This is a genomic window from Thermosynechococcus sp. HY213 (assembly GCF_031460975.1).
Classification (GTDB): Bacteria; Cyanobacteriota; Cyanobacteriia; order Thermosynechococcales; family Thermosynechococcaceae; genus Thermosynechococcus.
In genome coordinates, this window is the sequence record NZ_JAVKVB010000016.1 from 216,759 (window position 1) to 238,731 (window position 21,973).

General features: G+C 54.1%; 22 protein-coding genes and 1 tRNA gene. 12 read left to right on the forward strand and 11 right to left on the reverse strand.

Going from position 1 to position 21,973, the window contains the following annotated elements:
* The first annotated feature begins 34 nt into the window (after nt 1-34).
* Genes RHK62_RS10650 through RHK62_RS10660 form a run of 3 tightly spaced genes read left to right on the forward strand, consistent with a single transcriptional unit; the run spans nt 35 to nt 3,367 of the window.
* Nucleotides 35-1,822, forward strand: a complete 1,788-nt coding sequence (locus RHK62_RS10650; RefSeq protein ID WP_310453705.1) for a serine/threonine-protein kinase — start codon at nt 35-37, stop codon at nt 1,820-1,822.
* A 43-nt stretch (nt 1,823-1,865) separates the two neighbouring features.
* The gene (locus RHK62_RS10655; protein WP_302678105.1) at nt 1,866-2,834 is read left to right on the forward strand and encodes a metal-binding protein; all 969 of its coding nucleotides are present in this window, start codon (nt 1,866-1,868) and stop codon (nt 2,832-2,834) included.
* Entirely contained in the window at nt 2,831-3,367 is a 537-nt protein-coding gene (locus RHK62_RS10660; RefSeq protein ID WP_310438180.1) for a hypothetical protein, read from the forward strand. The genes RHK62_RS10655 and RHK62_RS10660 overlap by 4 nt, the downstream gene beginning before the upstream one ends.
* Before the next feature lie 40 nt (nt 3,368-3,407).
* Here RHK62_RS10660 and cobT read toward each other — a convergent pair whose 3' ends face one another.
* The 4 genes from cobT to RHK62_RS10680 form a co-directional block, all read right to left on the reverse strand.
* On the reverse strand, nt 3,408-4,496 hold the full coding sequence (gene cobT, locus RHK62_RS10665; protein WP_206199885.1) for a nicotinate mononucleotide-dependent phosphoribosyltransferase CobT: 1,089 nt from the start codon (nt 4,494-4,496) through the stop codon (nt 3,408-3,410).
* Nucleotides 4,493-5,263 carry a peptidoglycan editing factor PgeF gene (gene pgeF / locus RHK62_RS10670; protein WP_310438179.1) on the reverse strand — a complete coding sequence of 257 codons (771 nt, stop codon included), beginning with the start codon at nt 5,261-5,263 and terminating at the stop codon, nt 4,493-4,495. Before pgeF ends, cobT begins: the two co-directional genes overlap by 4 nt.
* 44 nt (nt 5,264-5,307) lie before the next feature.
* Nucleotides 5,308-5,601 carry a nucleotidyltransferase family protein gene (locus tag RHK62_RS10675; protein ID WP_302678107.1) on the reverse strand — a complete coding sequence of 98 codons (294 nt, stop codon included), beginning with the start codon at nt 5,599-5,601 and terminating at the stop codon, nt 5,308-5,310.
* 85 nt (nt 5,602-5,686) lie between these two features.
* Nucleotides 5,687-6,400, reverse strand: a complete 714-nt coding sequence (locus RHK62_RS10680) for a phycocyanobilin:ferredoxin oxidoreductase (RefSeq protein WP_302678108.1) — start codon at nt 6,398-6,400, stop codon at nt 5,687-5,689.
* 87 nt (nt 6,401-6,487) lie between these two features.
* Between RHK62_RS10680 and shc the strand changes: the two genes are divergently transcribed.
* Nucleotides 6,488-8,416, forward strand: coding sequence for a squalene--hopene cyclase (gene shc, locus RHK62_RS10685; RefSeq protein ID WP_310453706.1), 1,929 nt, complete (start codon nt 6,488-6,490; stop codon nt 8,414-8,416).
* Nucleotides 8,417-8,422: 6 nt separating this feature from the next.
* Here shc and RHK62_RS10690 read toward each other — a convergent pair whose 3' ends face one another.
* Nucleotides 8,423-9,262: a M48 family metallopeptidase gene (locus RHK62_RS10690; protein ID WP_302678110.1), complete on the reverse strand. Its 840-nt coding sequence runs from the start codon at nt 9,260-9,262 to the stop codon at nt 8,423-8,425.
* Between the two features lie 88 nt (nt 9,263-9,350).
* A complete protein-coding gene (locus RHK62_RS10695) occupies nt 9,351-10,340 on the reverse strand; it encodes a cysteine synthase A (protein WP_206199891.1) in 990 nt (329 codons plus the stop codon).
* A gap of 137 nt (nt 10,341-10,477) precedes the next feature.
* Here RHK62_RS10695 and RHK62_RS10700 point away from each other — a divergent pair.
* Nucleotides 10,478-10,564 (forward strand) — tRNA-Ser (locus tag RHK62_RS10700).
* 113 nt (nt 10,565-10,677) lie between these two features.
* On the opposite strand, the gene RHK62_RS10705 is transcribed toward RHK62_RS10700, so the two are convergent.
* Both RHK62_RS10705 and pyrR read right to left on the reverse strand, forming a co-directional pair.
* Complete coding sequence (locus RHK62_RS10705) at nt 10,678-11,472, reverse strand: site-specific DNA-methyltransferase (RefSeq protein ID WP_206199892.1); 795 nt, start codon at nt 11,470-11,472, stop codon at nt 10,678-10,680.
* 15 nt (nt 11,473-11,487) lie between these two features.
* Nucleotides 11,488-12,030 (reverse strand): bifunctional pyr operon transcriptional regulator/uracil phosphoribosyltransferase PyrR, encoded by a 543-nt coding sequence (gene pyrR / locus RHK62_RS10710; protein ID WP_302676066.1) that lies wholly within the window; start codon nt 12,028-12,030, stop codon nt 11,488-11,490.
* Nucleotides 12,031-12,390: 360 nt separating this feature from the next.
* Between pyrR and uvrB the strand changes: the two genes are divergently transcribed.
* The 3 genes from uvrB (at nt 12,391) to ispF (ending at nt 15,631) form a co-directional block, all read left to right on the forward strand.
* On the forward strand, nt 12,391-14,400 hold the full coding sequence (uvrB, locus tag RHK62_RS10715; RefSeq protein ID WP_302678112.1) for an excinuclease ABC subunit UvrB: 2,010 nt from the start codon (nt 12,391-12,393) through the stop codon (nt 14,398-14,400).
* Between the two features lie 158 nt (nt 14,401-14,558).
* Nucleotides 14,559-15,068, forward strand: coding sequence for an allophycocyanin subunit beta (apcB, locus tag RHK62_RS10720; RefSeq protein WP_149818761.1), 510 nt, complete (start codon nt 14,559-14,561; stop codon nt 15,066-15,068).
* 80 nt (nt 15,069-15,148) lie between these two features.
* On the forward strand, nt 15,149-15,631 hold the full coding sequence (ispF, locus tag RHK62_RS10725) for a 2-C-methyl-D-erythritol 2,4-cyclodiphosphate synthase (RefSeq protein ID WP_302678113.1): 483 nt from the start codon (nt 15,149-15,151) through the stop codon (nt 15,629-15,631).
* A gap of 9 nt (nt 15,632-15,640) precedes the next feature.
* Here ispF and RHK62_RS10730 read toward each other — a convergent pair whose 3' ends face one another.
* On the reverse strand, nt 15,641-16,387 hold the full coding sequence (locus RHK62_RS10730; protein ID WP_310438177.1) for a pentapeptide repeat-containing protein: 747 nt from the start codon (nt 16,385-16,387) through the stop codon (nt 15,641-15,643).
* A 95-nt stretch (nt 16,388-16,482) separates the two neighbouring features.
* Between RHK62_RS10730 and RHK62_RS10735 the strand changes: the two genes are divergently transcribed.
* Together RHK62_RS10735 and RHK62_RS10740 are read left to right on the forward strand one after the other, a co-directional pair.
* Nucleotides 16,483-17,436, forward strand: a complete 954-nt coding sequence (locus RHK62_RS10735) for a LysR substrate-binding domain-containing protein (RefSeq protein WP_315862887.1) — start codon at nt 16,483-16,485, stop codon at nt 17,434-17,436.
* A gap of 1 nt (nt 17,437) precedes the next feature.
* On the forward strand, nt 17,438-18,082 hold the full coding sequence (locus RHK62_RS10740) for an alpha/beta hydrolase (RefSeq protein WP_206199896.1): 645 nt from the start codon (nt 17,438-17,440) through the stop codon (nt 18,080-18,082).
* On the opposite strand, the gene RHK62_RS10745 is transcribed toward RHK62_RS10740, so the two are convergent.
* Nucleotides 18,069-18,719: a diacylglycerol/polyprenol kinase family protein gene (locus tag RHK62_RS10745; RefSeq protein ID WP_302676061.1), complete on the reverse strand. Its 651-nt coding sequence runs from the start codon at nt 18,717-18,719 to the stop codon at nt 18,069-18,071. The genes RHK62_RS10740 and RHK62_RS10745 overlap by 14 nt on opposite strands.
* 26 nt (nt 18,720-18,745) lie before the next feature.
* Nucleotides 18,746-19,870, reverse strand: coding sequence for a non-hydrolyzing UDP-N-acetylglucosamine 2-epimerase (gene wecB, locus RHK62_RS10750; protein ID WP_302678115.1), 1,125 nt, complete (start codon nt 19,868-19,870; stop codon nt 18,746-18,748).
* Between the two features lie 261 nt (nt 19,871-20,131).
* Here wecB and RHK62_RS10755 point away from each other — a divergent pair, with 261 nt between their 5' ends.
* Entirely contained in the window at nt 20,132-20,647 is a 516-nt protein-coding gene (locus RHK62_RS10755; protein WP_206201676.1) for a bifunctional nuclease family protein, read from the forward strand.
* Between the two features lies 1 nt (nt 20,648).
* Nucleotides 20,649-21,770, forward strand: a complete 1,122-nt coding sequence (locus RHK62_RS10760) for an aldo/keto reductase (RefSeq protein ID WP_302678116.1) — start codon at nt 20,649-20,651, stop codon at nt 21,768-21,770.
* The last annotated feature ends 203 nt before the right edge of the window (nt 21,771-21,973 follow it).

Sequence of the window (21,973 nt, forward strand, 5' to 3'; positions counted from 1 at the left end):
AGAAATGTTTTTCGTTGATGGTTGAGGCTCCTTGTTGGCCACGGCTCGTGCTGCCCAAACCTCCCGTTACCGGCTGGTGGATCTAGCCGGTCAAGGCCAGTACGGACAAGTTTATCTGGCGGTCAATCGCGAGTCGGGTGAACTGGTGGCAATTAAGGTGCTCAGCGAGCGGCAATTGCTGACCCGTGGCTTTTTGCGGGAGTTGAATTTTCTCCTGACGCTTCAGCATCCCCATGTGGTGGGTTGTCAGGCGATTGACTATATTCGCGTGCACCATAGCTCCCAAGTAAGCCGCAGTTTGGTAATGGATTATTGTGCCGGGGGGACCTTGCGATCGCTCCTAGAGCAAGAACAGGCCTTACCCCTGACCACCGCTTTGCGCCTTACGCTGGATGTGCTGGCAGCTTTGACCTATGCCCATCATCGCGGCATTCTCCACTGCGATCTCAAACCGGAAAATATCCTGCTGGAGGTGACTGCTACGGGCTGGCAGGCAAAGGTGTCCGATTTTGGTGTCGCACGCCTCATTGAGGATGTCAAGGGCAGCGGTCAAACGGGATCTCCTGCCTATATGGCGCCGGAGCGTTTCTATGGTCAGACGATGCCCGCTTCGGATCTCTATGCAGTGGGGATTCTCATGTACGAGATGATCGTTGGCGATCGCCCCTTCCACGGCACACCTGCTGAACTCATGACTGCCCACCTTAGCCGTCCCTATACCCTTCCTGAAGGCTTGCCCTTTCTGGTGCGGAGCACTATTACTAAAGCGTTGGATAAATTACCGCAGCGCCGCTATAAAAGTGCAGCGGAAATGACGATGGCGGTGCAATTAGCCCTAGAGGTGATCGAGGCAGAGCGTCATGAGCAGCTGTTGTTGTTCTCTAGGTCACCGGCGGCGGTTTGGCTGGGGGAACCCCAAGGCTATTCTTTAGCGATACCGCCCCAACAGGTTGCTAGTACGGCCACAAGGTTCTATGGGGTGGTGGGCGATCGCCTGTGGGCCTGGCAAGCCAAGGAATCTCACCCTGAAGTGATTGGCCAATGGCCGCTGCCACCGTTGCCGATTCAACTCTATGGCGGTGAATTGAGGGCTTGGCTGGGCATCCAAGGGCAGCCACCGCAGCTTTTCTGTATCCATGACGGGATCATTCCCCTAGAGTGTCATCTTCGCTCCACTCTGAACCGATTAGCCATTGACGCCACTGGTTATTGGTGTGCAGAAACGCAGATTGATGATGCAGGAGAATTAACACTTCATGTCCAACTGCTCAATGGTCAAGGACAGCGCACTCTCCGCTGTGGATGGCAGGGACGAGCTTTTGTGGATACACTCCTCCTCAATCGTCGTTATGGCTTGGTCATCAGTCGTTCCCAACATCCTGAGACGGAGCATGCCACCACCCATTTTCAACTCTTTGACCGCCGCGGACACTGGCGGCTATACAGCCAACTGCCTGCCCACCTGACATTGTTTACCCCGGCCCATCACCAGCCATGGCAACTAGCAGCGTTTGAAGATCATCCGCAGCAACCTCTATTGATGCTCCTCCATTTGCGGCCTTGGCGGATTCAACGCTTGGGGCTGCGGTTTCGTCCCCAATTTCTCTGTGCTACGCCTTGGGGCTATGTGGTGGCGGGTCGCCATCGTTTGAACTTAGTGACCCACAGCGGCGAAATTGTCGGCACGGCTGAAAGTGAGCAGGAGATTTGTGGCCTCGGCTTTACGGGCGATCGCCACCTTTGGCTGATTCGGCAGCATCAGGGCAAGTATATTTTGCAAACGTGGGATATTACGGCCTGGGAAATTGACCTCATCCTCTAGGCCAGCCGCCTATGATAGAAAGAATAGCCGTGGGATATGCCCCATGAAACAGCCTCAGATTCTCAAAATTACCCGCAAAGCGGCCAGTCTGAAACAAAAGCAAAAGCAGCAGTCATCTCCCACCACCCTTGATGTTACAGCGACAACGGTAGCCTCTGAACCCGTCGTTGAGGTAGCAGCGGGCGATCGCGACAGTGCTCAAGGGCGTCAACATTGGTGGAGTGAACGCTGGATTGGTGTGCTAGAGTCCTTTGGCTGGCGCCGACGCCTAGAGCGGGCACGCAATTATGTCCGTGAAGGACGGGTGCTCACCTTGGAATTCAAGGGCAACCAAGTCCATGCCCAAGTTCAAGGCACGGCTCCCGAACCCTATCACGTCAAACTGCATTTGGATGCCTTTAGTGAAGAGCAGTGGCAATATGCCATTGACGGCATGGCACAAAAAGCCTTCTATGCCGCGAAGCTCCTAGCGGGAGAACTGCCCCCCAGTATTGAAGAAGTCTTTACCCAAGCTGGATTGAGTTTATTTCCCTTTACTAAGTTCGACATCCATAGCCGCTGCAATTGCCCTGACCCCGTCAATCCCTGCAAACATATTGGCGCGGTTTATTACTTGCTGGGGCAATACTTCAACGAAGACCCCTTTTTACTCTTTCAGTTGCGGGGCAAAACCAAAGAGGAGATTCTCCAACGCCTGCGCCACTATCGGGCAACGGCGACTACCCCCTCTATGGTGCCCACCCCCCCACCCCTCTATGAGCCACCGAAAACCGATGCTCCCTTTTGCCAATATCGCCAGCCCCTACCCCCAGAGTTAGTGGTGCTTGTCCCCAGTGGTCAACCCCATGCCGTGCTATCCGTGTTACCCCCCTTTCCCCATGAGGTTCCCAGTGAAGTGGCGCAGTTAATGGCCACCCTAGAGCAGATGTACAGCAGTGCCAGTCTTGCGGCCTGTCAGTTGGCGATGGGTGAACCGCTGAGAGGAGATGAAGGAACCGAAAGTGAGCCATGAAACCCAACCAGTATGACGGTCAGGGCGAAAATCTCAAACGTGGTCTCAAAGCAGAGGACGCCTTCTTAGAGCTTGCCCGCAAGCAGGGATTCCAAGTTCACCACGCGAGCGAAGCTGCTGATATTCATGAGCACTGGGATTGTTTGTTGATTAAGGGGCATGAGTCCCTGAAAGTGGACATCAAGGCAGTCAAGAAAATTCAACGCCAAGACCCGCAGCCCCAAGATCAATACACTTGGATAGAATTGCAGGGGGTACGTGATCAAGGCTGGTTGTTTGGCGGTCACTCAGACTATATTGCCTTTCAAACGTTGAACTCATTTATTTTGGTGCAGCGCACAGCACTGATAGCGTTTGTGCAAAAGAATGTCGATCTCGCCGTTCAAGTGACCCAACCTACAGAGGCTCTAAAAAAACATCAAGGCAAATATCCTGTGTACCGTCGCTCAGGGCGGAGCGATCGCCTCATCTTAGTCGAAACCGATATTCTAAGACAGCTTCCGGGCAGTATCGAGTGGCTGAATCCCCAGTAACTTCCCCCTTTTCCCCAATGAAAGTCGCTCTCAAAGAAGATCACATCCCTTTAGACCAGCGATCGCCCAACCTGTCAATAATATGCACCATGTCTGAATTGCTCCAGCCCGCCAGCAGATGGGCAGCAATGGCACACCCCCCCGCACCAACCCCTTCCTTGACAAACCCCTGTTCATAGGCACGCAGGGCAGGATGACGGGATGCGCTGAAATCAAGTTGCGTGTAAATGAGTGGACACTGAACACGCTCTGCCAAGCGGTGAATCTGAGCCGTTTGATCTTCAATCAGCCAGCGGGTTGTGCCCACCACGATTTGTGCGGGACACCAAGGAAGCTGACGCCACTGGGCGATCGCTCGCGCAAAGGCATAGACCGCCATCATTTGTGACCCCCCCGCCAGCAACACACCACAGGTTTGACTTGCCCGCAGGGCCATAGCCGCCACCACCACCTGCATTGGATCGCCAATCGCTGCTACACAAGTGAAAGGATCCGCATTAGCAGGGAGATGGGCAAGCCCCTGTTGCACGAGTGACCACTTTTGGGCATGGTTACTCTGGCGATGACTACTGCCTACACAATCGCGAGCGGGGATGCCCAAACTTTCACAGAGGGCAAGGGCAGTGGTTGTGCCGCCCACGACACATTCAGCAATGATCAGCCACGGATATTGGCTGCTGAGCTTGGCTCCCCAAGACCATCCCTGTTCCCAGAGCTGCGCTACAGTTTGGGCTGTCATCGCTTCAGCCGTGGTTAGGCAGCGCGCCGGAGCGCCCCCCAAGTCAATCATCTCGGGCAGACGCGGCAAAGGTAAACCCGCATCAAAGACGTAGAGGGGCAACGCCAAAGCCTCAATGAGGGCACGACTAATTAGAGCAGGGGACGCACCCGCCGTCAGGGGTGGCAGCGGATAGCGGTAGTAGGGTTGAATGCCTCGCAGCAGGAACTCGCCATCCGCTAGGGCTGTGGTTCGGCGATCGCTGGGGGTTTGACCCGCTGCCGAGATTCCGGGAATCAATGCCGTTTCCGTAAAGCCAAGAACACAGACTAGGGCAGGAAAGTCGGGGTGCTGGCAGTGGCGATCGCCCCAAGCGCGGGCAATGGATTCTCCCGTGGCAACGCCAATCATACTAATCGACTAATAATTCCCGACCACTGCACCTGCTTGAGGTGTTCACGGCGATAGGAGAAAAAGCATTCAGCATCGCGAAACGTACAGTGGGGAGACAGGGCAATTTGCTCGTCCCTTAGCCCCAATTGCAGCAATTGCAAGCGATTCACCCGTGCCACATCCACCCGAAGTCGCTCAGGGTCTGGATCAAGAAAGATCATCTCTGGGTCTAAGGCAGCGAGACGCTGGTAAAGATCATCGCGGTCAGTGGTTTCCGTCACCCCCTCAAGAATGGTCTGCGCCAAGGCACGGGCCACATTCAGCCCCACTTGATAGACCTCACCGCGAATCGCAGGCCCCATGGCAATCCGTAAATTGGCAAGATCACTGCCGAATGCTTGCATCTGCTGGAGCGTGGCCCTAGAGATTTGGATCGCTGTCCCCCGCCACCCCGCATGAATCGCCGCAACCCGTCCACTGCCCACATCGGCAATGAGTAGCGGCACACAATCGGCACTACACACCCAGAGGGCTTGATCAGACCCTGTGGCCACAAGGGCATCCGCTGCCAATCGTTCATCACGGGCTAAAACTTCTGCTGCCAAAGCCACGCGATCGCCATGCACCTGTTGTGTCCGTAGCGGTGTTGCTGTCGTGCCTAGGGCTGCGGTGAGGGTGCTGAGGTCTTGTCCTTGCCAATCGCGAGTAAAGAAGCCATGCTGAAACCCCTGCAAAAGATCGCAGGTGAGAAAGCGCCCGAGGTCAGTGGTTTGCCAGCGCCACATTGTCAGATCCAATGACAGCTAAACTATGGCGTTCTCATAGCTTCCTAGAAGGCACGAATCGCCTCCTTTAATACCTCCTCCCTAAGCCTTGAACGTAAAGATTGGGGTGTGCCCAAATCAACAGAACAGCTTAAGATTTTCTCCAAATATTCTTTTAGCTCAATGAAGGTAAATAATCCAACAGGCCTTTCAAACTCTACTAACAAATCAACATCACTTTCAGCGTCAGCTTCCTCCCGTGCCACTGAACCAAACAGCTGCAGGGTCTTTACTGCAAATTTTTTAAGGGATTCTCGACGGTTTTCTAAGGTATTGATCCCTAATTGACGACTCAACATTCCAATGTTTCCTTATTCCTTTAATCTGAATCTGACCGATCCACTGGCTGATGCGGTTCATCGGGGAGAGAGTCCTTAAGGGGTTCTAGGCAGCAGGGGGCAAGTCAAAGAGAACGGTGGTCATGTAGCGTTCTGCCCAAGCAGCACCAAAGGCTTTTTCCAGAACCCGGCGGGTTTTATCGTTCTGCTGTTGCTGGTGGCAGTAGTGCCGTTGGCCGGCAATCACGGCTTCGGGCTGATCCGTGGGCACAGCTTGCTGGCTAAGTTGACAGTGGAGCGTGAGGTACTCACCAATGCGATCGAGAAATTGCTGTTCCTCAGTGTCTCCCTGTGGCCGAATAAAAATGCAAAAGGACGAGAAGATATGTCCCCAAGGGGGCAACTCACGGGGTTGACTAAAGGTGAGTTTTGGCAAAGCATTTAAGGCCGATGTATAGGCAGCGGGCAACTCACCCGTCACCGGCGAGAGATCCACAATTGCGGCACTAATTTGCCCTCGGCCACCCACGAGGTCACAGCCAAACATTGGCAGATCGTAGCGCGGCTCTGGAAACATGACACAGTGTAAAATATCCAGACTCTCCCCCACCCGTGCCAGTTCAAGGTGAAGTTTGCGAAAGGGCGGCGCTTGGTAGCAGTGGTTCTCAATCGTTAGCCGCTCCCCTTCCAGTTTGCCCTCGACATAACCGAGATCCTCAGGCAGGGTATAGGGGGCTAAGGGCAAAGTGCTTTGCCAAATCTGCTCAATGCGATCGGCGAGCCGCTGAATTAGGGGATGCTGGTGTTGACGGAGAGACATAGCCTTGATCCTAACCCAAGTCTGTGCCGCTTGCGAGGGAGCGATCGCCCCCGCTAAACTAACCAAGAGTCTAACAGCCGAGGAATCATGCAAACTCAAATTGCCGCTGCCATTGACCCAAAGCAACTCCAACAGGCGATTCGTGCCAGCCAAGACTTTCTCTTTTCACAGCAATATGCCGAGGGCTACTGGTGGGCAGAATTAGAGTCCAATGTGACCATGACCGCAGAGGTGATCCTGCTCCACAAAATCTGGGGCACCGAACAGCGGCTACCCTTGGCCAAAGCGGAACAGTATTTGCGCAACCATCAGCGGGATCACGGCGGTTGGGAGCTATTTTATGGCGATGGCGGCGATCTCAGCACCAGTGTTGAGGCTTACATGGGACTGCGACTGTTGGGCGTGCCCGCCGATGATCCTGCCTTGGTGAAGGCACGGCAATTTATCCTTGCTCGCGGTGGCATTAGCAAAACTCGCATCTTTACCAAACTGCACCTTGCCCTCATTGGCTGCTACGACTGGCGTGGGATTCCCTCCCTCCCCCCTTGGATCATGCTCCTGCCGGAGGGTAGCCCCTTCACTATTTATGAGATGTCTAGTTGGGCACGCAGCAGCACCGTGCCGCTGTTGATTGTCATGGATCGCAAGCCCGTTTATGCCATGGATCCGCCCATTACCCTCGATGAACTCTATGCCGAAGGGCGGGCAAATGTGATCTGGGAACTGCCCCGCCAAGGCGACTGGAGTGATGTCTTTATTGGTCTCGATCACGTTTTTAAGCTCTTTGAAACCCTGAACATTAATCCCCTCAGAGAACAGGGGCTAAAGGCCGCCGAAGAATGGGTGCTCGAGCGTCAAGAAGCTAGTGGCGACTGGGGCGGCATTATTCCGGCGATGCTCAACTCCCTATTGGCATTGCGTGCCCTTGACTATGCTGTGGATGACCCCATGGTGCAGCGGGGGATGGCAGCAGTGGATCGCTTTGCGATTGAAACCGACACCGAGTATCGCGTGCAGCCCTGTGTCTCCCCAGTTTGGGATACTGCCTTGGTCATGCGCGCCATGGTGGATTCAGGCGTCGCCCCCGATCATCCCGCCCTGGTCAAAGCTGGCGAATGGTTGCTGTCCAAGCAAATCCTTGACTATGGGGACTGGCACGTAAAAAACAAAAAAGGTCAGCCGGGGGGATGGGCCTTTGAATTTGAGAATCGCTTCTACCCCGATGTGGATGATACAGCGGTGGTGGTGATGGCGCTTCATGCTGTGACCTTGCCTGATGAAAACCTCAAACGGCGAGCCATTGAGCGGGCAGTCGCTTGGATTGCCTCAATGCAGTGTCGGCCGGGGGGCTGGGCAGCCTTTGATGTGGACAATGACCAAGATTGGCTGAATGCCATTCCCTACGGCGATCTCAAGGCAATGATTGACCCGAATACTGCTGATGTCACGGCACGGGTGCTGGAGATGGTGGGGCGGTGTCAGTTGGCCTTTGACAGTGGTGCCCTCGATCGCGCCCTTGCTTACTTGCGCCATGAGCAGGAACCGGCAGGCTGTTGGTTTGGCCGCTGGGGGGTGAACTACCTCTATGGCACGAGTGGGGTGTTGGCAGCCCTCTCCCTTGTTGCCCCTCGCTACGATCGCTGGCGCATTCGCCGTGCCGCTGAGTGGTTGGTGCAGTGTCAAAATGCCGATGGTGGTTGGGGTGAAACCTGCTGGAGCTACAACGACCCTTCTCTCAAGGGCAAAGGCGATAGCACCGCTTCCCAAACTGCTTGGGCCATTATTGGCCTTTTGGCCGCTGGCGATGCCACAGGAGACTACGCCACAGCAGCCATTGAAAAGGGGATTGCCTACCTGCTGCAGACCCAGCGCGCCGATGGCACATGGCACGAGGATTACTTCACTGGCACGGGCTTTCCCTGCCACTTTTACTTGAAGTACCACTACTACCAGCAGCACTTTCCGCTGACGGCCTTGGGGCGCTATGCTCGCTGGCGCAATCTGTTGGCTAGTTAGGTGAGATTAGAAGGAGCGCAGTTGTTGTTGATAGACCACCGGATCGGTGCCACACAGGGGTTGGGGGGCAACCACACAGTCATTGCTCAAACCAGAGCGAATTAAGTTTTCAGCAAGCAACTGACGATCGCGCGGCGCAGGGTGGGTACTCAAAATCGTTGGCGGTGCCCCTCCCTCCCGTTGCAATTTCTGCAGAAATGTCACCATCGCCCGTGGATCATAGTTGCTGCGAGCCAATAGCCCCAAACCATAGCGATCGGCCTCTAGTTCCTGCTCACGACTGCGAGGACGTCGAAAGGCAAGTTCCATGGCCATTTGTAGCCCGCGATCGCGATCCAAGCCCGCAGCCGTCATTAAGCCTTGGGCGATCGCCATTTGTTGCAGTTGACGAATCACATGGCGCTGATCAATGTGGCCAATTTCGTGGGCAATGACGCTGGCTAGTTCCGCCTCGTTTTCCGCCCGCAGCATTAGCCCTGTAGTGACATAGACAAAGCCCCCCATTGTGGCATAGGCATTCACTTGGCGGTCTTGGATGATGTGAAACTGGTAGGGCACACCTCGACGTTCGCCGACATTAACCAAGCGGTCACCAATGCTATGCACATAGTTTTGCGCAGCGGGATTGCGAACAAGGCGCATCCCTTGCCGCAGCATCTGCTCATGGATCTGTTGCCCCAAGGCCACCTCTTGGCGGGGCGAGATATTCGATAGTTGGATGACCTGAATCCCCTGCAACAGTAACCGCTGCCAGAGATTTTGAGCCTGTGCAGCCACAGGATGGAGAGCGATCGCCACCCCACAGACCAAGCTGGCAAAGAGGAGAAACCAACGTTGTTTTTTCACGGCTAATATTTCGCGTAAAGTCCACACCCACGCCTAGCGGCTACTTGCCCCCTTCTGACCCCTCTATTTCAGACATTGTTCCCAAGGCTTAACGTTTTTTAATCTCTGGCACCCGTAGCCCTTTACTGGCCAGCCACTCTGGATTAAAGAGCCGCGATTGATAGCGGGAACCCCCATCGCACAACACAGTAACAATTGTGTGACCGGGTCCGAGTTCCTTGGCGAGGCGTACCGCTGCCCCCACATTAATCCCGACGGAGCCACCCATAAAGAGGCCATCGTAGTGCAGCAGTTGATAAATGATCTCAAGGCACTCTTGATCCTCAATTTGAATCGCATCATCAATGGGAGCGCCTGCTAAGTTGGCGGTAATGCGGCTATTGCCAATGCCTTCGGTAATGGAACTGCCACTGCTACTGAGGGTGCCCGTTTTCGCATAGCTATAGATGGCACTGCCCATGGGATCGGCAATCACAGTGCGAATCGCGGGATTTTTTTCCTTGAGGTACATCGCCACCCCCGCATAGGTGCCTCCCGTGCCAGTAGCTGCTACCCACGCATCAATGCGGCCATCGGTCTGCTGCCAAATTTCAGGGCCAGTGGTTTCGTAGTGGGCTTGGCGATTGGCCAAGTTATCGAACTGGTTTGCCCAGATGGCATTCTCCATCTCAGCAGCAATCCGGCCAGAGAGCTTCACATAGTTATTGGGATCTTTGTAGGGCACAGCGGGAACGGGGCGCACCTCGGCACCTAGGGTACGCAACAGATCAATTTTTTCTTGAGATTGGGTATTGGGAATCACAATCAGGCACTTGTAGCCTTTGGCATTACAAATGTGGGCTAGGCCAATGCCCGTATTGCCTGCTGTGCCTTCGACCACCGTACCACCGGGTTTGAGAAGGCCCTTTTTTTCAGCATCTTCAATAATGTAGAGGGCAGCCCGATCCTTAACAGAGCCACCGGGGTTGAGGAACTCTGCCTTACCGAGAATTTCACAGCCTGTGAGGTCACTAAAGTAGTTGAGGCGAATCAGCGGCGTCTGCCCGACGGTGCCGACAAAACCCTGTTTAATATCCATGCCGTCGTTGTTTTAAGTTAACTGAATACTTTTATCGTAAAGGGGTTTGCCGCCAGAATTGCCTTGAGGGGGAGCGTGACGGAGTCAATCGCGAAGTGTGCCTTTGGCATTCACCTTTGCTATGATTGGAGATCCTTGGAGAGGTGGCAGAGTGGTTGAATGCGCTTGACTCGAAATCAAGTTTAGGGTAACACCTAACGGGGGTTCGAATCCCCCCCTCTCCGCTGATGTCCCCGATAGTTTAGAAAAACGGGTACCTCGCTTTAGCTAGCGATAGATGTAGTGGCACGACTGACCTAGAAGCTTGGCTAATAGAACCCGTCAAGCTCGAAAAGTCCTATAAATTGATCACATCAAAAAGTGTAATCTCATTCAGGAGTCTCTCCTTTGCCAGTTCTGCATATCGAGGATCAATTTCAACGCCGACGCCTTTTCGTTTGTTGGCAAAAGCTTCCACCAGTGTTGTGCCGCTGCCACAAAAGGGATCGAAGACGATATCGCCCGGAAAACTAAAGAGCTTGATACATCGTCTCGGCAGTTCCCTTGGAAACGGTGCAGGGTGACCAATCTTTTTTTTGCTTTCGCCGCTGAATGTCCATAGCCCGTTTGTCCATTCCATAAATTCTTCCCGAGTAATATCGGCCTTTTCATCGGACTTGCGCCGCCACTCCTCTTTGTACAACACCACAATTAACTCCACAGGCGCAATCACATAGGGTGCTGAGGGCGACATCCACGATCCCCAAGCCGTCCGCCGCGAAATATTACCCTCATTCCAGACAATGGTGGACTGATATTTCCAGCCAACCTCTTGAGCCAAAACCGTCAAATCCGCGCCAACACTGCGCTGTCCCCCTTTGTTTTTATCGAGGGGAATGTTAAGGCAAAACCGCCCGCCCGTTTTTGTCCAGTGAAAACAGTTGGACAGCCAAGCGCGACTAAATTCTAGATAATCGCTGTAGGGGACATCATCTTTGACTGAGCGATATTCAAGACCCACATTGTAGGGCGGGGAAGTCACAATCAGGTCAATAAAAGGCTCAGTAAATAAATCAGCATCAAGGCTATTGGCATTGAATAGCCATGTATCTTTCATTTGAAAGAAGGCTTCTTTTTTTGAGATGAATGGCATTGAGTTTTCCCAAGATTAAGAGGGTTTCCATAGCTCTACCCCATCCCGCTGATCAATCCCCTGCAAGAGTACCTTGACCACTTCATCGCGAGCCGTGGGCAGTACTTTACCCGTAAAGTCGGGGTGAATCGGCAATTCGCGGTGCCCGCGATCGATGAGTACCAATAACCAAATGGCACTGGGGCGACCGTAATCATGGACGGCATTGAGGGCAGAGCGAATCGTGCGGCCACTAAAAATCACATCATCCACCAAGACCACAATCCGCCCAGAGAGATCCACGGGAATCAGGGTCTGACGCGGTGTGCGCGGGCCAATGCGATCCAAGTCATCGCGATAAAATGTAATATCCAACTCACCAATGGGGAGGTTCACTCCTTCCAGTTGTTCAACTTGTTGCCCCAACAGCTTGGCAAGGGGAACCCCACGGGTATGAATCCCCAACAACACTAATTTGTCGAGGGCATCGCGAGCCTTCTCCACCACTTGGGAGGCTAAGCGCGTGACAGTGCGCCGTAGATCATCGGCACTGAGAATTTCAACGACTTCACCAGCCATAGCCGTCACGGTAGGGAATTCACAGATTTTAGCGAAATTCCCGCAAAAAGAGACCCTACGCCAAGCGGGTAGGGCCAAAGACGCAGTTAGGAGGTATCTTGCTTCCCTACGATACTGCCGATATTTTGGGGGAGCGAAAGCTTTTACCAATTCTTTAGATTTGGCGCAATTAACTGTTACAATACACGAGAAACTGTTATTTAGAATACCAAATCTTAGGGCTGCTTTCTCAAATAGGCGAGGACGTGGTTTTGACCGTTTCAAGCGCCTTCAATCCTTCTGAACAAGATTTTGGGTGGCTCGCTCCTCCGTTGCTCAACTACCCTAAAAGCTAGGTAAGAATTCGTTAGAAATTGGGCAATGACCAGTACTCCCTTTCGTATTCACGCTCCCTTTGAACCGACGGGAGATCAACCCCAAGCCATTCAAAAACTGGTTGCAGGGGTACAGGCGGGATATCGCTTCCAAACATTGCTGGGGGCAACGGGCACCGGCAAAACCCACACGATCGCCCGCGTGATCGAGGCCCTTGGCCGCCCGACCCTTGTGCTGGCCCACAACAAAACCCTTGCGGCGCAACTGTGCAATGAACTGCGCTCATTCTTTCCAGAAAATGCCGTCGAGTACTTTATCTCCTACTACGACTACTATCAGCCCGAGGCCTACATTCCCGTTACCGATACCTACATCGAAAAAAGTGCCTCTATCAATGAAGAAATTGATATGTTGCGACACTCGGCCACCCGCTCCCTCTTTGAACGGCGGGATGTAATTGTCGTTGCCTCCATTAGCTGCATCTACGGCTTGGGTATTCCAGCAGAGTACCTCAAAGCGGCGATTTCCTTGGAGGTGGGCAGTGAAACGGATCTGCGACAACTGCTGCGGCAACTGGCCACCATTCAATACACGCGCAACGATGTGGAACTGGGGCGGGGGCGCTTCCGTGTCAAGGGAGATGTTTTAGAAATCGGCCCAGCCTATGAGGATCGCATCATTCGGGTTGAGTTTTTTGGGGATGACATTGAAGCGATTCGCTATGTCGATCCCCTGACGGGGGAAACATTGCAGAGTGTCGAACGCCTGAATATCTATCCCGCGAAGCACTTTGTCACCCCTGCCGAACGCCTGGAAGCGGCTTGTGCTGCCATTGAAGCGGAACTGCAAGCCCAAGTGGCTTACTTGGAAGCCCAAAATAAACTCCTTGAAGCACAGCGCCTGAGTCAACGTACCCGCTATGACTTGGAAATGCTGCGACAGGTGGGCTATTGCAACGGTGTGGAAAACTACTCACGCCATCTCGCCGGCCGGGCAGCGGGGGAACCGCCGGAGTGTTTGATTGATTATTTTCCTGACGACTGGCTCTTGGTGGTGGATGAGTCCCATGTAACAGTGCCGCAAATTCGCGGGATGTTTAATGGTGACCAAGCCCGCAAAAAAGTGCTGATTGATCACGGCTTTCGGCTGCCCAGTGCGGCGGATAATCGCCCCCTGAAGGCGGAGGAATTTTGGCAAAAGGTGAAGCAATGTATTTTTGTCTCGGCAACCCCCGGCGATTGGGAATTGGCGGTGTCTGAAGGGCAAGTTGTCGAGCAAATTATTCGGCCGACGGGGGTCGTGGATCCAGAAATTTTTGTCCGTCCCACCCAAGGACAGGTGGATAATCTCTATGGGGAGATTCGCCTGCGGTGCGATCGCCAAGAGCGGGTACTGGTGACTACTCTCACGAAACGCATGGCCGAGGATCTCACGGAATACTTCCAAGAACGGGGGGTACGAGTGCGCTATTTGCACTCAGAAATCAATGCCATTGAGCGCATTGAGATTCTTGAAGCCCTGCGCCAAGGGGACTTTGATGTGTTGATTGGTGTCAACCTGTTGCGGGAGGGACTGGATTTACCCGAAGTGTCCTTGGTGGCCATCCTTGATGCAGATAAAGAGGGCTTCCTGCGGGCGGAGCGATCGCTGATTCAAACCATTGGCCGTGCTGCCCGGCACGTCCGTGGACAGGCGATTCTCTATGCCGACACCCTCACCGACAGTATGCAAAAAGCCATCCAAGAAACAGAGCGCCGCCGCGCCATTCAACTGGCCTACAACCAAGCCCACGGCATCACCCCTCAACCCATTGTCAAGAAAACCAGCAATGCCATCTTGGCCTTTTTGGATGTGTCTCGCCGCCTCAATGCCGAGTCGGTGCCTGTCTTATCTTCCCAAGCCTTACAGGAACTGAGCCTAGAGGATATCCCCCAACTGATCCAAGACCTTGAGGCGAAAATGAAGGCGGCTGCCCAAGAATTGGCCTTTGAGGAGGCTGCCCGCTACCGCGATCAAATTAAGCGTTTGCGCGATCGCCTCGTGGGGCACCCCTAGAATTATGAACTTTTGTAATAGTTCGCAACAGTCCGTAAACGGGAGCGAAGGGGGAGAAACCCTACCGTGATAAGCTAAGTACGATTTTAGATCCGCGCAATTTCGGCTGGCGTTCGGGTTGACGCTAGTTTTACCAGTTCTAGGAGTAAGAAAAACCTATGCGTGATGCCGTCACCACACTGATTAAAAACTATGACTCCACCGGTCGCTACCTCGATCGCGATGCTGTTGACAGTTTGCGCTCCTACTTTAATTCCGGTGCGGTACGGGTTAAAGCGGCAGCAGTGATCAATGGCGATGCCGCAGCCATTGTGAAGGAAGCGGGTTCTGCCCTCTTCACAGAGCAGCCGGAACTGATTCAACCCGGCGGCAATGCCTACACCACACGCCGCTATGCCACCTGCCTGCGGGATATGGACTACTACCTGCGCTATGCCACCTACGCCATTGTGGCCGGGGATGTGGATGTCCTCAATGAGCGCGTCCTCGAAGGTCTGCGGGAAACCTACAACTCCCTAGGGGTACCCATTGGACCAACGGTGCGCGGCATTCAAATCATGAAGGAGATTGTGCGCGATCGCGTGGCAGCGGCGGGCATCGAGGACACGAGTATTGTCGAACAACCCTTTGACTACATGTGTCGGCAACTGAGTGAAGTGAATATCTAGGTTGGCCAAGGTAGAAGACTCTGCAACAATAGAGGGCGGTGGCATTGGCGATCGCCCCTTCGTTGTCCTGTGCAGCAAGTATGAAAATTCGCATTGGTAATGGCTACGACATCCATCAATTGGTGCCCGAGCGGCCTCTGATTTTAGGCGGTATCAAACTAGAACACACCTTGGGACTCTTGGGACACAGTGATGCCGATGTCCTCACCCACGCAATTATGGACGCCCTCTTGGGTGCCCTCAGCCTTGGCGATATTGGCCATTACTTTCCCCCCAGTGATCCCAAATGGGCAGGGGCAGATAGCCAAGTCTTGCTGGCGAAAGTAGCGGCACTGATTGCAGAACGGGGTTGGCAAGTGGGCAACATTGATGCCGTAGTGGTGGCAGAGCGTCCGAAGCTGAAACCCTACCTCGACCAGATGCGCGATCGCCTTGCAACCACCCTAGGGATTGATCGCGACCAGATTAGTATCAAAGCCACCACCAATGAAAAACTGGGGCCAGTGGGGCGTGAAGAGGGCATTGCCGCCTATGCCGTGGCGCTGCTCCAGTCAGAAGCTTAAGATGAACTACTAGCGAACATACAGGCTGTAGTGAAAATCCGTTTGCTCGCACTGGCTTTGCTGGAGATTGGCATGGCGAAAATTGGCCCAGCGACAGATGGCATGACTAAGGTTGGCGCGCACAAAAAGGGCATGGGAAAAATAGCCGCGCGTCAGTCCTGCATAGGCTAAATTGGCCGCATAGAAGTTACAGCGATAGGCTTGAACCCCCTCCAAGGACGCCTGTACCAAATGAGCAAACCGCAGCGTGGCTTCATTGAGGCTAGCCCCCATCAGCAGCGCAAAGGAAAAATCACTAGAAGCAGCACGGGCATGGCTGAGATCTGCTTGACACCAATTGCTGTGGCGACAATCCGCCTGTTCAAGAGTGACCCAAGAGAAATCGGCATAGGTCAACCGAGCGTACTGCAAGTTGGCCAGTTGAAAATTTGCCCGCTGGGCAGTGGCGCGATCGCCCACCACTTTTAAGAACAACGCCCCTCGGCAATCGGCATCATCGAGGTTCGCCGCTGTCAGATCCGCCTCATAGAGGTTAGCAAAGCGCAGATCCCCATGGGCAAGGTTCACCTCTCGCAGACAGGCACGGCTGAGATTGCAGCCCCGCAGGTCATAGCCCCGCAGATCCATGCCCGTAAGATTCATTTCCCTCAAATCTACAGTAAGCTGAGGATAAGCTTGCCGCCATTCGTTCCAGAGGTGTTTTCCCCCTCGCAGGCGATCGCTCATTACCTGATTTGAGTGCCCTTTGATCATCATTCTTGCCTTGAGATTCCTCACATTTCGTTATCGTGGCGTGAAATTTGATAGAATTTCATCTATGTAGCTCTATCGCTGACGAAAGGAGAATGGGTTTGAAACAAGCAACCCTACATCAGCTTAAGGTTTTTGAGGTCACTGCTCGCCACGGAAGTTTTACCCGCGCTGCCGAGGAACTCTTTCTGACGCAGCCCACCGTTTCGATTCAAATGAAGCAGTTGACCCGTGCCGTTGGTATGCCCCTCTTTGAGCAAGTGGGCAAGCGGCTCTATCTGACAGAAGCCGGCAAGGAACTGCTGGCCACCTGCCAAGACATCTTTGAGCGCCTTGAGCGCTTTGAAATGGCCGTTGCTAATCTCAAGGGTCTCAAGCAGGGACACTTGCGGCTGTGTGTCATTACCACGGCCAAATATGTGATTCCGCGGCTGCTGGGGCCATTTTGCCAGCGCTATCCGGGGATTGATGTTGCCCTGACGGTCACCAACCATGAACAGGTGGTAGAGCGCATTCGAGGCAATATGGACGATCTCTATATTCCCAGTTGCCCACCGGAGAATCTGGATGTGGAGTGCCACCGCTTTTTGGATAATCCCTTAGTGGTGGTTGCCCCCAGTCACCATCGCCTCAGTGGTCGCAGTAAAATCCCGATCCAAGAACTGGCGGGAGAACCCTTTATTATGCGGGAGCAGGGATCGGGCACCCGCCAAGCGGTGGAGAAGCTCTTTGCAGAGCACGGTGTGCCGATCAATATCCGCCTTGAGCTGGGAAGTAACGAGTCCATTAAGCAGGCGATCGCTGGCGGCCTAGGGATTTCTGTCCTGTCTCACCACTGCTTAGCCCTTGATCGCGAGTCCAGCCAGTTGACGATTCTCGATGTCGAACATTTCCCGATTCAGCGGCACTGGCATTTGGTCTATCCTGCGGGCAAACAACTGTCGGTTGTGGCTCAGGCCTTCTTTGACTATGTGTCCACCGAGGGTCGGGAAATGATTGAATCGAGCCTCACCTATCCTAGTGTGGCGCCGGCCAAGGAACTCAACCCCGTCTAGCATGACAACCCTCCAATTTCTCACCTTTCCCGATCCGCCGATCGCGGCAGATCACAGCCTTCTATTGCTCCACGGCTGGGGTGCCAATGCCGCAGATCTGATTTCCCTTGGATCGTTGCTGGCTCCCCAAGCCCAAACCTATGCAGCGGAAGCCCCCTTTCCCCATCCTTACGTCCCCCAAGGGCGGATGTGGTACGACCTGAATCAGCACGATGCCCTCAGTGGCTCATTACTGCTCGATGAGCGGGCAATGGATCTAGCCACCAGTGAAGCGGCACTGCGGCAGTGGATTGCCAGCTTGCCCATTGATCTGAGCCGCACAATGTTAGGGGGGTTTTCCCAAGGGGGAGCACTGACATTGGCTGTGGGGTTAACGTTGCCCTTGGCAGGGTTGTTGGTCTTTAGTGGCTATTTGGTGCGCCCGCCAGGGGTAAGCTCTACCTCACCGCCCGTGCTGATGATCCATGGCACAGCCGATCCTGTCGTGCCCTTTGCCAGTGCCCAAGCCAGTTGGCAAGCCCTGCAAGCGGCAGGCGTGAAGGGAGCGTTTCATGCCCTACCCATGGCCCATGAAATTAATGGAGACGCGATCGCGATCGCCCGCCAGTTTATTGAGAAGACCCTGCCTAACATCAACTCAAATTGAGTAACCCATAGGCAAGCAAAGCGCTACCGATCGGAACTGTGAGATTATCAACCCCTCGCCAAGCAATCAGTTCCAAAAGGGTCGCACCCAGACCTACTAAGGGGGCAATCCAGAGCAACTCTAAGGTCGCAATGGGGGTGAGGGATAGAGCCGCCACCACGGTACTCACACAGAACATGGTCAGGGTTCCTTCCCAGCTTTTACTGGTTCGCGGCAGGGGATGGCGTCCCCAGTTAATCCCCACAAGGGCAGCCAAGCCATCTCCCCAAGCCATCACTAAAATTCCCAGAACCGCCAGTTCCGGCAGCGTGTTCCAAAAGAGCGCCATTAATGTGCCAATACTCACCGCATAAAAAAAGGTGCCCCAGCTTTGACGCCCCACGCCACTAATACTGGGAAAAATCGGTATGCGGTAAGAAAGCAGTGTGACGACGCCAGCGATCGCTGCGGCCACAATTCCCCAACTCGTGGGTACCCCCAAGGCATAGGCAATGAGAATCACTTGACCGGCACCAATGTGAACCACTTTCCGTGACCATTCCTTGGCATTGGGAAGCCAAGCGTGAATCAGTTCTGCGGTTAACAGCACCAAGCCCAGCCAACTGGTGACCAAAATTCCTGCCCAGAACATTGTCATTGCTATCCTCAGATGGCCGTGGCTCCTTACTGTGTCTGCTGGGCAAAAAACTGGGTCACAATCTCAAGGATGCGATCGCTCGCATGACCATCGCCAAAGGGATTAATCGCCGTCGCCATGCGGTTGTAGGCCACTGGATCCGTGAGCAGTTCAATGGCTGCCGCGGCAATCGTATCCGCAAACGTGCCCACCAGTTTAGCAGTGCCAGCGGTGACCGCTTCCGGCCGCTCAGTGGTTTCCCGTAACACCAGTACCGGTTTACCAAGGCTAGGGGCTTCCTCTTGGAGACCACCGGAATCCGTCAGCAGGAGCGTTGCTCCCTTAATCGCTGCCACAAGAGCAGGATAGTCCAGTGGCTCCGTCAGAAAAACGCGGGGATGATGCCCCAAATAGGCTTTGAGGGGTTCACGCACAGTGGGATTGCGGTGCAGGGGCAAGAGCAAAGCGGTATCGGGAATCGTGTTTAAGATTTTCAGGAAGCCATTGGCAATGTCTTCTAGGGGGGCACCCCAGTTTTCCCGTCGGTGAACGGTAGCGAGGATCACGCGATACTGTTGCCAGTCAAGGCCGGGGACATGGCACACTGGCTGGCGATCGGCCACTTGCAGCAGGGCATCAATCACGGTATTGCCCGTCAAGTGAATACTACCCGTGACCCCGGCCGCCTGAAGATTCTTGACGGCTTGCTCCGTAGGGGCAAAATGCAACTGCGCTAATTGGGAAATAAGGCGGCGGTTGGCTTCTTCTGGATAGGGGTTGTAGAGATCGTCGGTGCGCAAGCCCGCTTCCACATGGCCGACAGGAATCTGCTGATAAAAGGCGGCAAGGGTAGCGGCAAAGGCGGTTGTTGTATCCCCCTGAACCAAAACAAGACGGGGCAGGAGTTCTTGATAGAGTTGCTCAAGGCCTTGGAGAGCACGACAGGTGATTTCGGTCAGGGTTTGCTTGGGCTGCATAATGGCCAAGTCCCGATCTGCCCGCAGGTCAAACAGTGCCATCACTTGATCCACCATTTCGCGGTGCTGTCCCGTGAGGACAACGTAGGGTTCAAACAGGGGCGATCGCTGGAAGGCTTGAATGACCGGTGCCAATTTGATTGCCTCCGGGCGCGTACCCAACGTAATGCAGATCGGGATCGGGGAAGCAATCATAGCCGTCTAAATACCAAAAATAATAACTTTAGTGTACCGAGAAGCGAGCGTCAAAAAAGTGTCTAGTTGCCACTGCCCATGATTCCGTCGTTCGCCAGTCTTTTTCTAAAGCATGGAGTCCCAAGGAATGCCTGCGCGTCGCCCCTCCGTTACTTCCCCCATAGGGAGTCTTACAGTGGTAGGGGTGTGCCATCTTGGTGGGAAGGACTGTATGTTAATAATAGAAGGGAATGCACCGCCATTGCGCTCGCTGAGGTGGCCATGATTGAAATGACCGTTGCTGGGATTGCCCTCGATGCCACTAACCGTCGCACGCCAATTGTCTTACTCAAAGACGGTGCTGGACGGCGAGCACTGCCCATCTGGATTGGTGATAATGAGGCGCGGGCAATTTTAATGGCCTTGGAAAATCAACGAGCACCGCGACCGATGACCCATGATCTGATGGTCAACATTCTCAACGAATGGAATATGACCCTAGAGCGGGTGGTGATCCATTCCTTGGAAGACAACACCTACTATGCAGTGCTCACCCTGCGCCAAGGAGAAACTCGTAAAGAGATTGATGCTCGTCCCAGCGATGCCATTGCCCTTGCCCTGCGCTGTGATTGCCCGATTTGGGTGATGGAAGCGGTTGTTGCCGATGCCTCGATTCCCGTCGATCGCGATGCTGACGAGGAAGAACGCCAAGCCTTTCGCCGCTTTTTAGATTCGATTCGCCCTGAAGATTTTATTCAGCAGGGCCGGGGAATGGAAGAGGATTCCTCCGCAGGCTAGAATGCGCTACCGCCGCTTTGGTCGCACGGGGCTGAACCTCTCGGTTTTTTCCCTTGGAACGATGCGTGCCTTGGGCAGTCCAGAGGTGATGCAGGCGGTCATTGAGGGGGCGATCGCCCACGGCATGAACCACATTGAAACCGCCGCCGCCTACGGTGCCAGTGAAGCCTATATTGGTCGTGCCCTCAAGGCACTGGGTCAGCCCCCCGTTTTTATCACCACTAAACTCTTGCCCCAAGGGGATGCGGATCACGTCCAGCGGCAAATTGCTCAATCCCTTGAGCGTCTTCAAGTCTCACGGTTAGATGGTGTCGCCCTCCATGGCCTCAACACCCCTGAGCATCTCGCATGGCTGAGCACTGAGGGGATGGCAATGCTGCGGCAGTTGCAAGCAGAGGGTGTGATTGGTGCTTTAGGCTTTTCCAGTCATGGATCGTTGTCTGTGATTTTGCGGGCGATCGCTAGCAACCAATTTGACTTTGTGAATCTGCATTACACCTACTTTCAGCAACGCAATGCCCCAGCGATCGCCGCTGCCGCCGAGCGGGATATGGGGATTTTTATCATTTCGCCAGCCGATAAAGGAGGACAACTCTACCGGCCTTCCCAACGGCTCCAAGACCTCTGTGCGCCCTTTCACCCTCTCCATTGGAGCTATCGCTGGTTGCTGAGTCAGCCGGCCATCACCACCTTGAGTATTGGACCGGCCACCGTTGCCGAGTTGGCCTTTCCCTTGGCCGTGGCTGATCAGGTGGCACCCCTGAGCGCTGAAGAGCAAGCGGTGGGCGATCGCCTGCAAGCAGTGATGCAGGAAACCTTGGGCACCGATTTGTGTCAACAATGTTATGCTTGTTTGCCCTGCCCTGAGGAAATTCACATCCCCGAAGTGCTGCGGCTTCACAACTTAGCCGTCGCCTACGACATGACAGAATTTGGCAAGTATCGCTATGGGATGTTTGGTCGTGCCGGGCATTGGTTTCCCGGTCAACCCGCCAACCGCTGTACTGAATGTGGCGATTGTTTGCCCCGCTGTCCCAGTGGCTTGGAGATTCCTCGGCTATTGCGCGAAACCCATGAGCAGTTGCAGGGCAGCTCGCGAACCCGCCTTTGGCAGAACATTTAATCAAATAATCAAAAATCGAAAAAACTTCCTATTTTCCCACCCAGTACCGAACTCAACTGTCAAGTATGGGTCAATCCCAATATTCCCGTCCTGTTCCCAACTCAGGGACTTCGCTAAAATCTAAAGTGAAGATAGCTTGTCATCCCGCCACAATGTTGCGCAGTATTGTCAAGGTTGGGTCAAAATTCTTTCTCTCAATCTCA